The sequence below is a fragment of the Flavobacterium sp. T12S277 genome, assembly GCF_048514875.1.
Lineage (GTDB): Bacteria > Bacteroidota > Bacteroidia > Flavobacteriales > Flavobacteriaceae > Flavobacterium.
Genome location: NZ_JBLYEG010000006.1, coordinates 103,031 through 116,152, shown reverse-complemented (window position 1 = coordinate 116,152; position 13,122 = coordinate 103,031). Strand labels below are relative to the sequence as shown.

Annotated in this window: 6 protein-coding genes; all 6 read left to right on the top strand. The window is 40.3% G+C overall.

The genetic code is table 11. From position 1 onward, the window contains the following. Positions 1-4 precede the first annotated feature (4 nt). Positions 5-2,698: a hypothetical protein gene (locus tag ACN1CN_RS11055; RefSeq protein WP_419135702.1), complete on the top strand. Its 2,694-nt coding sequence runs from the start codon at positions 5-7 to the stop codon at positions 2,696-2,698. Between the two features lie 211 nt (positions 2,699-2,909). Next, positions 2,910-4,979 carry a contractile injection system tape measure protein gene (locus ACN1CN_RS11050; protein WP_419135701.1) on the top strand — a complete coding sequence of 690 codons (2,070 nt, stop codon included), beginning with the start codon at positions 2,910-2,912 and terminating at the stop codon, positions 4,977-4,979. A gap of 12 nt (positions 4,980-4,991) precedes the next feature. Beyond that, positions 4,992-6,065: a DUF4157 domain-containing protein gene (locus ACN1CN_RS11045; protein ID WP_419135699.1), complete on the top strand. Its 1,074-nt coding sequence runs from the start codon at positions 4,992-4,994 to the stop codon at positions 6,063-6,065. A gap of 21 nt (positions 6,066-6,086) precedes the next feature. Further along, on the top strand, positions 6,087-10,520 hold the full coding sequence (locus tag ACN1CN_RS11040) for an eCIS core domain-containing protein (RefSeq protein ID WP_419135698.1): 4,434 nt from the start codon (positions 6,087-6,089) through the stop codon (positions 10,518-10,520). A 2-nt stretch (positions 10,521-10,522) separates the two neighbouring features. Then, positions 10,523-11,749 (top strand): hypothetical protein, encoded by a 1,227-nt coding sequence (locus ACN1CN_RS11035; protein ID WP_419135697.1) that lies wholly within the window; start codon positions 10,523-10,525, stop codon positions 11,747-11,749. Between the two features lie 52 nt (positions 11,750-11,801). Continuing rightward, a complete protein-coding gene (locus tag ACN1CN_RS11030; RefSeq protein WP_419135696.1) occupies positions 11,802-13,106 on the top strand; it encodes an ATP-binding protein in 1,305 nt (434 codons plus the stop codon). Positions 13,107-13,122: the final 16 nt, after the last annotated feature.

The window sequence follows — 13,122 nt, the reverse complement described above, 5'->3', positions numbered from 1 at the left end:
GGTCATGGCAACAAAACTTTCCACCATTACAGGGCATTATCATAGTTATGCAGCAGATCAGGTGTTAACCCACTTTCAGCTCAACGAAACTATCGATTATTTTGATGACCAAAATCGAGTGAACAGAGTATTTCTTACCGGTACAGGAATTGTTTGTGGCTTTGAGGTATCGACCGATGCCGGCTTTACGACCGTAACCATCACTCAGGGAACGGGAATTACTACTGACGGTGATTTGATTAAATTAAATAAAGAAACAGACACCGCAACCTCGATTCTTATCAAACAGAAATTGTTCACGATTGATTTCCCTAAAATGGAGTATAAATCCTATCGTTTGTTTGATAATGACAAAGGCAAATACCTTCCTTTTACCGACGCTAACAAAGTGATTTTGCCGATGTGGGAATTACTGCCTGCAAAAGAAAACCCTGCTCCTTTGGAAAATGGAGAATTACTGTTGTCCAGTCTTGCTAATTTAAAAGATTATGTGGTTATACTTTATCTGGAAAATTATACCAAAGATGCCTCCTTGTGCGATGAAATCGATTGTTCCAACAAAGGTCATGAGGAAATTTTTAATGTAAGAGCATTGCTAGTTACCCAGGCCACTGCCAATGTTATTATTGGTAAAAACGGTTCTCCGGAAAAAGACAGTCTTTTTAACAAATATGATGTTTTTCAAAAATACAGTACACTGGACGAATTGGGTGTGAGAAAAGTAATCCCAACCTTCAACAACACTTCAACGGCAAATCAGATCCGACAGCTTTTTACGGCTGCGATCAACGACAATGCATTTCGGGCAGATTTAAATGCCAATTTAACGACCATACTTTCGGCCTTTGGTTATGCAATCCCGCTAACCGGAATTCTCAACCGCATCAACGCGCTGCTTACCATTGACCCGGGCAATATTCCCCCTGATATTCATTATCGATACGATTTGTTAAAAGATGTTGTGGCCACTTACAAAGAACTGAAAGATCTGTTTCTCCAGCTTAAATCGGAGTGTAATCCGCCCATCAATTCGTTTCCAAAACATTTATTGTTAGGGCTTGTAGCCGAAAATAGTCGTTTTAAAAATTACCGCCATCAATTTTACAAAGCCCCTATTTTAGATCAGAATAAAACGTTCAGCAATTTTGACTCTTTGGTCAGAAGACTCAAAAGTATTCTCGACAACTACCAGATAACGGCCAATAGCATTAAAATTACGCCTTCAAAAGCCATGGGCAAATTGGGGGCTAAATCGGTACCGTATTACTATAATGTCGACGACAATTTATTGCATGCGTGGGATTTTGAGAAAAGCAGCCTTTACATTCATCAAACCAATTTCAGCTATCATACTACAAATTTGGTCAACAATGATTATATCAAAGCGCCGCTGGGCTATTGTACCGACGACTACGATTTTTACAGAATAGAAGGTTATCTCAACGACAGTGTCGACGATGTAAAAGCTTTTTTAAATGCAAAAAGAATAGAATACGGACTTGATTTTGACTTTTATATTCTGGATATTACCGAAAATGCGGCCGATTTAAAAATCCTGTTCAACACCAATTATTCGTTTGAGCACAAAGCCGGTGTCAAAAAAGGCGGGACTTTATTACTGCTCAAATCCGGAACCACCTTCATCACCGATTTTGCCATTGAAGGAAAAATAAGTCCGGACAGTGGATTGGGCTGCTGTACGATAATAGGCTGTATGTATCCGTGGATCAGTTCTCTAAAATACATCAACAACTTATCGCGAAGTCTAAAAGGAACTCCAAGCAAAATCAAAGCGATGCCTACTCATTATGTACTCAATATTCGAAGATACAGCATCAATGGTGTTAACTTAATCAATGCTCCGGTCATTGTCAGAATTCCTTTGAAAGAGGTGTTTCTGCGCCGACTTCACGTGGTCATGGAAACCCTCAATACCCAATTCCCTACTGGCCTTTTGTTTGATTTTATTGAAGAAGAAAAGAAACTCAAAATCCTGAAATTAGACAAAGACAAATTCGAATTTGAAGTTCAGGATATTACTCAAAAATTAACGAGTCCGGTCTATAAATTTACAGAAACCGAGATTACCCGAAACGGCAGAATTTATCGCGCCTCGGGTATTACTTGTTCGATCATTAATGCACACAACCAAAACGTGTACCGCAAAATTCACAACAATTACGATCCGATCAATAAGGATGATGACAACTTTGGAAGATTTGATGAAGACTGGAGAAAATGGGAGATCCTGAGAAAACGTCTGATGCGTCATGATATCACGTCCAGATACCGCAGATTTATTGACAATTTTGAGCAATTTGAGAATATTCCAAGCGCTACCCCTGATAAAAGTGTGGCTCAGGAATTACGCGAAATTGCAAAAGCCATCCGTGCTGTTAACGGAAGAATTACGGATATTAGTATTGGAGGGGATTGGACTAACGGAAACTGGGTAAACAGTACGATGTGCAATTATTTTAAAACCATTTCCTGGAGTACCAACGATGATGTGGTTTTATTCATGAACCTTAGAAAAAAATTACACAACGAAGATCGTGTCAGCAAATACATGATTCACATCACCAGTCCATTACTGATAAATGCAAGCCAATTGGCCAACGTAATTAATCTGTATGCGTATAAGGCGGAGTTTTATTTTCAGAAACCAACAGAAGGAATTTTTATCAAGATACCTTAATAAAAAAAAGATAAGCTTCAGACCCAATAAAGCTAGCAAGTCTGAAGCTTATAAGGGGCGGGGAACGATTGAGAACAAATGAAAGAGACGACATAAAACGATGTACTGCTACACCAGACGAAACCAACACAAGAAACCAACAGAACAGATGCCCAGTATTCCCACTCGGGAGTACCAAAGATAGAAAAAAAAAATATACGATCGTAAAAAAATGACTAAAAATACACATAGCATCCAAAGAGTTTTTTTAGAAATAGACACACCGTCAATGGTGACGGCTGATGCTATCAAAAATAATCTTGCTGTGTTCCTTCAAAATGAGCTCTTTCCGCTCTTAGAAAAACAATTCAACCTCATCGAAGATACTGAGGATCAAATCATTCAAATCGAAAAACTGCAAATTTCCATTCAGTCGGATACCGACAAAAAAAACACTTTTTTATCGGATACTGAAACGAAAAACGACATCAAAAACCGGGTTGAAAAAGAGGTACAAAAGGCTTTAAAGGAGTTCAAAAATACCGCTAAAAAAGAGCCTCAAAAGGATTCGGAATGGACAACGATTTCTGCACACGATAAACAAATAAAAACGCTGCTTTATTTTATAGAAAACGGAAGTATGCCCTGGTGGGTTACTCAAAAAGAAGAGGAAGTATTTTTTGAAAAAAAGGATTTCAGCACTTTTCAAAAGGCTGTTTTCAGCGTTCCGTTTCGCCAGTTGATTCGTCAGAAACAAGTTCAAAAACGTCTTATTAATCAATTTTCAAATGCTGATATTGTGCTTTTGGGCGCTGCTTTTTTAAGTGCTGAAGTGCACCCGAAAACGCTTTCACAAAACCGTTTCTTCAAAATACTCGATAGCCAGTCACACCCTTTTAAAGCTTCGTTCTGGCAATTGATTTTTGAAATCTGGAACGCTCAAAAATATAGCGGTCTTACCTCCTATTATTTAGAAAATCAGGCTCTATTTGTGTCGCAAAAATTGTCTTTTGAACTTTTTATTCAGAGCATAAAAACATTGTTTTCAACTGATTTTAAGGAAGAAGAACTGATTCAAAAATACACCGACTCTTTAATTGCTGAAAAGGAAAAAGCAATTGCAAAAGGTACCGTTTCAAAAAACGATAAAAAGACTTCCATTGCTGAGGAAAAACAAACCGATTCGGACACAACTATCAAAGAAAATACAGCGACACCGGCTATCGCAATTCCTCTTCAAAAAGAAAAAGAACCAGCTGTTGCTCCGGAAATCATCCCGGAATCTTCCATCGAAATGGGTACAATCAAAGACAAATCCATATCCAAAACCAATACAGATAAAGAGCTGGCTGTGGGAAAAATAAAACCGGAAGAAAAAGAAATATCGGAAGAAAACAAAATATCGAATTCTGAGAAAACGACATCCGAAGCAGCTATCGAAATCCATTCCGCTATAACGCCATCCCTTGCTAAAAACGAAGAGAAAAGCGATGATAAAAACAATTGGGAAAACGATAGAAAAAACGATGATAAAAAGAGTGGAAAAAAGGAACCTGATGAAACAGAAGCTCCTAATCCTGATGAAAACATATCGGAGCCAGTGGTTGAAATCGATTCCATCAACGATCAGTTTGTAAATAAAAACGAAGAAGAAGAGGCTATCCAAATTAAAACAGACGCAACAGCAGCGATCTATGCCAGGGAAGACGTACCAGCAGTACCGTCTGAAATTACTCCCGTCAAGGGCTCGTCGATACCTTCGGACAGAGAGGAAGAGGAAGAAGATCTTTTGGACGAGAATACGGATTTCAAATCCTGTTATGTTCAAAATGCGGGGATCATCATTCTGCATCCCTTTTTAAAAGAAATGCTGAAGAACTGTGATTTGATGGATGATGATCATAAGCTATTAAACAAAGAACTGGCAGCACATATTTTGCATTATGCGGCTACAAAAAAAGAAAAGGATTACGAACATGCGATGCTTTTTGAGAAGTTTCTCTGTGGGATTCCGCTCTGGCAATCCATACCAAGAGAAGTTCAAATTAGCGATAAGCACAAGCAGCAGGTAGAAGAAATGTTAGACTCGGCGGTACAGCACTGGTCGGCCTTAAAAAATACTTCTACAGCTGTTTTAAGAACCGAATTTCTTCAACGGGAAGGGAAACTGGATTGGAGTGAATCTAACCCGAAACTGACAATTGAACGAAAAACACAAGATCTTTTATTAGAGAAAATTCCGTGGAATATTAGCATCGTTAAAATTCCGTGGATCGAAAAATTAATCTATACCCAATGGTAAAAACGTATTGTTATGAGAGCATTTGAACAACGAAAAAAAAGCGGTCCTGACACTTCTACTTTTTTTGGACCTAAAATTCAGAAAAAGATAAAAACAGGAACAGTTGGAGACAAATATGAGGTAGAGGCCGATGCTGTAGCCGATAAAGTGGTAAACAACAAACCTTCTGCTGCCGGGCTTCTGCAATCAAAAGAAGAGGTACAGCAAAAACCTATTTCGGAAACAATTTCTTCTGTTCAGAGTAAAGAAAAGAAAGAGGAAGAAAAAGTTCAGAAAAAATCAGACAAAAAAGAAGAGGAGAAAACCGTTCAGGCCAAATGTGCTGATTGTGAAAAAGAAGGTGTGCAGAAAAAAGAGGACAAAAAAGAAGAAGAAAAACCGGTTCAGAAAAAAGGAAAAAACACCGAAAGTGAAATCCATGACAGCAATCTGGAAGGCAGACTCAACAGTTCAAAAGGAAGTGGCGCTACTTTGGATAAAAACACTAAAAATGAAATGGAAGCCGGTTTTGGAACTGATTTCAGCAACGTAAAAATCCATACCGATTCGAGTGCTGTTCAGATGAGTCAGGAATTAGGTGCGCAGGCTTTTACGAGTGGTAATGATGTATATTTTAACGAAGGAAAATACAATCCCGGCTCTACCGAAGGGAAACATTTACTGGCGCACGAGTTAACCCATACCGTACAACAGGGAAACAGAAGCAAAAATATTCAAAAACAAAGTGATGTTGTACAATTGGCCAGCATCCCCTGGAACATCTCACAATGGACCACACACAAACGGGAATCGAGTAACTTTAGTGTTTCAGCAGGTGGTTCGATAGCTTTAAGTTCAAATTTGGATTGGGTTGGCCCTCCCAGATGTCGTGATATTGCCAGTACAATAGAAGTTAAAATATATAAAAGTGTAGACTTATGGTTTGACAGTAAGGTTCATGAAGATACGATTTCATTGTCAGGAGGAAGTACCTCTGTTTCGGGTTTAGAAGGCGGTACGTATTATGTCGAAATTTATCTGGGAGGCTATAATGGCGACCCAACACATTGCAGCCTTACCGGAAGCGTCGGAATAACCACAACTTAATCAGATCACAAGGGTATATTAATGTCAGCATTTGGTACAAAAACAGCATCCTCTACTCCCCACTCTTCTTCTTTTAATTCGAGAAAGGGTGAGGATTTTTTTGGCGTACAGGCAAAGCTCAACATTGGTAAATCAAATGATAAATACGAAGTTGAAGCCGATAAAGCAGCCGACAAATTGGTTTCAAACCAAAAAACCGCCGCTGCCGACCCTTTCTTTTCGGCACCGGCTTTAGTTCAGAATAAAACAGTTCCGGAAAAGCCGGCTGTTGAAGCAATCTCTCCTGCGGTACAACCCAAATTAGAAGCAGCTCCTAATAAATCCGCTGCCACTAACGGTTCTTTTTTTCATCCCGCCCCTGTAATTCAAAATAAACAGCAGCAGGAGCTTCAGCAAAAAAACAATCCTGAAAAAGAGGTTCAAAAAGAAAACACCGTCGAGAAAATTACGCCTGTCGTTTCACTGAAATCAGAAAAAGAAGAATCGACAGTAAATAAAACGGAATCTCCGGAACCAAAAGAAAAAACAAGTTCATCAAAATCTTTGGTACAGCCGAAGAAAGAGGAAGAGCTTCAGCAAAAAAGCGCTGTTGAAAAAGCCGATATTTCAACCCATACAACGGATACGGTTAAAACAGAACATCCAAAAACCAAAGAAACAAACTTTGCTGCAAAACCTTTAGTCCAGAAGAAAAAAGAAGAAGACATTCAGGCTAAAGAAGAGGAAGAAATCCAGGCCAAAGAAGAAGAACAAGAACTGCAACTGAGTGCCGCTGCAGACGCAAACCCTTCTGATACGACTAATCTCGAAAATACCTTAAACAGTAGTAAAGGTGGTGGCAGCCCCTTGCCCGGAAAAGTAAAAAACGAAATGGAAACCGGTTTTGGAACCGATTTCAGCAAAGTCCGCATCCACAATGACGCTACTGCGGTTCAGATGAATCGACAATTAGGAGCGCAGGCCTTTGCCACCGGAAACAATATTTATTTTAACGAAGGCAAATACAATCCAAATTCGCAGGACGGTAAACATTTGCTCGCCCACGAATTAACACATACCGTTCAGCAAGGAGCAAGCACGGTACAGCCGAAAATGATTCAGAAAACGGTAACGGCTCCAGCTCCGCCAAGAGCAGGAAGCGGCGAACGTATTTCTTTGCAAACGGCAACATTTACTCCGCCAGAAGCCATTGCAGCCCAAATTGAAGCGGCAGGAAGCAGAGGTGCAGATGTAAATGTAACTTTTGGCCGATGGGCATCCGGTACCATCAAAATGAAAAAAAATACAGACGGCACCTACAACACCAAAGACAACCGACAAAGTATCAACCTAAACATCAGCTATTTAAATTCCCTTAGCAGTGTCAATATCACTCCGGCTTTGGCGGTTCGAATTGAAAACAATGCTATATCCGGGTATATTACAGTAAAAACCGGCGACAGGCTCGTTGCAAATCCTGCCGGTTTAATCAATGCGATTAAAGACAATAGCGAAGCCTTTGGCTGGGTTGGAATTGATGTAACCAGTGTCCCTAATGTTCAAAACAGTATTGAAGGAGGAAGCTTAACCTTAACCGCAAATGGGATTCCCGTTTCGCTTGGGGGCTTTGTAAATGCAACTCTTGACTTTGGCATCCAGGGAGATGCGATCACCTTTAGAGCCGGTGGAACGATTGAAGTTCCCAACCTCAATCCGGCTCAGATTACAATTGAGCGTAATGCCGAAGGAAATATAACGGGTGAAGTTGATTTGGCCGTAAATATTGCCAATTTTAACGGCAGTATTCACGCTGCTTTTTTAAACGGAACTTTCGATATCAGAGGAACAGTAGGCTATCAAACCGATAAAATAAGCGGTCAGGTGACCTTATTGGTAACCGATGCTGCGACAGCACGAAATGCCGCTTTGAGTCAGCTCGATCCTACTCAAATTGACGAGAGTGCCAGAGAAGCCAATGGAGTTCCTGAAGCAAACAGCGGGCCAACACCAGGCCCAAGAGCGATGGCCGGCTGGGGTGAAGTCAATTTTAGTTTTACCGAATGGATGACGGGCAGAGCCATGGTGATTATAGACAATGAAGGTCATGTTACGATTCATGGAGAAATAACGCCACCCGCAGAAGTCGAATTGTTTGCTCAGCGCGATTACATAAGAGAAATTTTTACGGTAGAAGTTCGCACCTTATATGGCGTGCCGTTGGTGGGTAATGTTTTCTTGTTTGCCAATATTGGCTTAGAAGCACTGGCTAAAATTGGCCCTGCAAAAATTTACAACATCAGGGCTGTCGGAACTTACTCTACTGATCCGGCGGTATTTAATGACTTTAGTCTTTCGGCCTCTTTCAACATGTCTATGTTTGCAGGTCTACGATTGCGAGCTGAAGGCGGATTGGGTGTCGAATTATTAGGTCATGATGTAAAAGTAGGTGTAGGGGTTAATGCCCTTGCCGGAATTAGAGGTTATGTTGATGCTACACCAACAATAGGTTATAGAGAAACTGCTTCTCCCGAAGCTGGAAGACAGGGAGAGTTTTACATACACGGACATGCCGAAATGGCGGCGCAACCCTTTTTGGCATTGGGCGGCGATTTGTTTGTTGAATTAGACAGCCCATGGTGGTCGCCTGCACCTGACGACAAATGGACCTGGCCTTTAGGAGAATTAGAATATCCGCTGCCGGGTGAATTTGGTATTGGTGCCGATGTAGATTATGTTTTAGGTTCAGATCAGTTACCTGAAGTTGAGTTTGCTCCTGTTGATTTTAACTCCGATAAGTTCATGACCGATTTGATGAACGATCATGTACCGCCAGCACAATCAACAGCTGCGGAGCATCCGGCTGAATTTCAGGAAGGAACAACCGGAGGAGAAGGAAGTGCAACTCCTCAGGTGACCGACTCAACAGGAAATCCGAATGCAGGAACAACAGGAACGCCTCCTGGTGCAACTGCCCCGCCAAATCCGCCAACACCCGAAGTTCTGGCACATTGGGGAGATGGATTGCAAGCCTTACGAACCCTGGCGACGGCCTCAGAAAACAATCCTTTAACACAGGCTCAAATTACAGCCGAGTTAAACCCAATCAGAACCAGACATCATTTTACGCATTTAACCGCCAGAAGAAACGGTGAAAATTGGAATATTGATGCCGAAATGCCAAACATCAACAATCACAACACGCCTATTTTAGTAAAAGGAGTAAGAGGCGCTGGCGAAGAAGCAAATGCAGAGGCAAATGGAGAAACGAATGCTGTAAAAGGAGAAATACTGCAAATCGAAAAACCTTTTGAGGAGACAGATGGAGACCGACACACTTTACGATTTAGAGACAATCACAATACGATTCAGCTCATGGTGCATAGTGATCCTAAAGACATCTTTGAATACCTGCATTCTGATGAAGTCGACCAAAATGACAGTACCGTAAGAGATGCTATACGATTGGCTACAGAAATAAGAACTATGGCAAATAATGCCGCCAATACGAGTGGAGTGATCCCTAACCTAAACTCAAAAATGCGCGAGCTTAGTGAGATGATGAGGCACATTAGAGGTAATCTGAGAAGATATTTACCTGCCAATCCGGTATACAATTACCAACCACAAGGCAACAAAGCCCATAAGGCAGAGGTAACTTTACTATCGCCAAACCGATCAGGCGGCACTGAGCCCGGAGGTTCATTTGTACAGGGTTGGGAAGCCATTCAAACCGGAGGTCTGACAAGAGGTGCGGGCCATTGGAAAAGACTCCATCTGATCAATCAGGGATTTGGAGGATTTGGAGTTCCTGAAAACCTGACTCCGGGAACAACATCCAACAATTCGTCTTACGATAATAGGTTTGACGACCCTGTAAAAACCCTGATAGGAAGTCGTCCCAACGATCCAACAAAACAAGGTGTAGTGAAAATTGCTGCTGAAGTAGACCATTATTACAGCGGAGAATTTCCAGCGAATGTTAGTGCCCCTTTAGGCGGGACTTTAGACGTTAAAGATGCTAACAACAGAGTCACAAGAGATAATTATGCGCAACATATAAAATTTGAAGCCTGGGAATATACGTACCACAATCGAAACTGGGAACTAGGAAATAAATTTGTCGATGCCGGGCTGGATATTGACTTACCGGACTGGAATTCGGTTAACCCTCCTGTTATTGGTGTGGGAACCCGAAGTGAAATTGTACGAGCCTACAACTCGCTACAACCAAGAGATAAATACAGAGTGGACTCACTGTTGAGCTCAACTTTTGAAAGTATCCTGACGGACACTGTAATGGATATTATAAGAAGCAGAACCTACAGTAATGTGACTGTTTTCAGAACTGCTATAATCGCTGAAATAACTGCTCCAACAACTCCATCAGGCCGTAGAACAACAGATACTATAGATCGCTTAAATGATATAAAAGATGTTATCCCGATTATGGTCAATGCTAACGTATTAAAATTCTAAACATGGAAAATATACTCGCGGAAATAAAAGAACTTTCAGCTTTGATGCTAAAGAAAAATCACACGCACACTATAAGGCTAACCCCACCCCTGGCCAGTACTAAATTAAAAAAGCTGGGGACAGAATTAAAACTAAACGACGCTTTGTTATCCTTTTACCAAACGGCGAATGGGCTTTTTATATCTTGGTTTTCGGATGTGGAAATTTTATGTTTCGGAAAAATTAATATTCCCAAATTAGAAGTCTTGTCAGAGTATCTGACCAAAATAGAAAAAACAGACCTAAAGGAATATTCAGGCTACATTCAAAAAGGGTATGTTCCATTTGATGTCGACAGCATTAACAAGTTTGTAACTTTCCTAAAACCGGTAAAAGAAAACTACGAAATCATACGAATGAGTCCCGATTTTAGCGAAGTTACCTTAAATTGTACTTTAGAATCTTATCTGATTTTAGGCATTAAGACAGGCGGACTTTACCATTGGCAAAATTATATCTCAAAGGAGGTTTTCAGTAACTATACGAAATACACTAACGATTTTTTTTATTACTTAGTCAGTACCAAGTTGAAACCTGAAATACTGGAATCATTCTATAATGATACAGCTACCCAAACAAAATCGTTGCCTTCTATTGGAGGCGCTCCATTTAAAATCCCTGAAAAGCACCAAATTATAATCAACAAAGAAAACCTTGGCTGCTCCAACCTTGAAATCAGAAGAGTCGAAATCGCACTAAAAGAGAAACTAAACGCTAATTTTGTTTGGTATCATTATCGAAGAAACGGCTTGGAAGTCCACTGGAAATCTGATGCTTACTTTGCCAATTTTCAAATGCTGCCCATTGAAACCATTTTTGGAGGCCCCCTTCATGCTCAGGAACAAATTTGGGACAACAACTATTTTAAGTTCGTTAAAGCAGATAAAAGTTTTGAAGAAAAGCTGAGTAAATTTTATCCTTTGATCATTGAAGAGGGCGGAGATACTGTTTTCACAGTAGAAAATGAAACAATTAGCCTTTATTTTATTTCTTCCTCTTTTGAACCTCAAAAAATAAAACTTTCTTTTGAGTCCTTCATCGAAAAACTATACAGCTGTGGAGGGATTAGCGGATGGCAAAACTTATTTATTGACGAATACTCTAAAGAAAATCCCTTGTATCAGGATATTTTAAAAGGAATTGAACACTGTTTTCCTGCTCTTGACGTGGTCAATTTTCTTAAAACTTAAAAAATAAAATCCTGATTGTAATTTCAATAACAATAGTCAAAACCAAAAGACCATGCAACTCATACTTCAGTTTCTCAAAACCCAATTTCAATTTCAGCTTGATGCTCTTTTTCAGGCGGCAAATCCCACCCAAAAACCCGTCTTTTCTCAACTGGAAACGACTTCTTTTGTGAGCGAATTTATCATTGAAAACCATCTTTCTGAAACCGATATTTTACTGCTGGCTTTGGCGCTTGTTCCGCATGTTCATCCTGATTTTCTGAGCTCGATCATTGCCGAGTATTTGCCTAACGGAGGAGAATTGCCCGAGTTTGGCGGAATGAAAACAAAGAACCATCGCGGGATTTTACCAACAGGAGAAACAGCCCAGTTTTTATTGGGCGGGAATGATCTGGACAGCCGAATCTCGTTCTATAATTACCTTCACAATCAGTCTTATTTGTATCAAAAAAGAATCGTCAAAATAGAATCTGTTCCAAATGGCGAACCCAAATTGAGCGGTTTACTGATTCTTGAAGACGAATACATCGAAAAATTCATCACCGGAAAAATTCTAAAACCTCAGCTTAGCAGCGTCTTCCCGGCACAATTAATTGAAACAGATTTAGACTGGGATGATTTGGTGCTCAATTCTTCTACTTTAAATCAGATTAAAGAGATCGAAACCTGGCTCAAATTCAACGAAATACTGCTGCACGAATGGGATATGAAAGCTAAAATCAAACCCGGTTTCAGGGTGATGTTTTATGGTTCACCGGGAACCGGAAAAACACTCACGGCTTCGCTTCTTGGAAAATACACGCAACGAGATGTGTACCGTATTGATTTGTCGATGGTGATTTCGAAATACATAGGCGAAACCGAAAAAAACCTGTCTTCTCTTTTTGACAAAGCCGCAGATAAAGACTGGATTCTCTTTTTTGATGAAGCCGATGCTGTTTTCGGAAAAAGAACCAATGTGAGGGATGCGCACGATAAATATGCCAATCAGGAAGTCTCGTACTTGCTGCAGCGTATCGAAAATCATCCCGGATTGGTGATTCTCGCCTCCAATTTTAAAACCAATATTGATACCGCTTTTACCCGAAGATTTCAGTCTATCATCGAATTTGAAGTGCCTTCTTCTCAGGAACGTCTACAGCTTTGGGAGAACAATCTGCCCAAAGGAATTAAAATTGCTGAGGATGTAAACCTTCATGAAATTTCAAAAAAATACGAGATCACCGGTGCCAATATTGTAAACATTATTCAATATGCCTGCCTCAAAACATTAGAAGATCAAAACGAAAACATTAAACTGAATCACCTGCTGCAAGGCATTAAAAAAGAATATGCCAAAGAAGGCAAAATGATGTAACCGGGACCTTCTTATT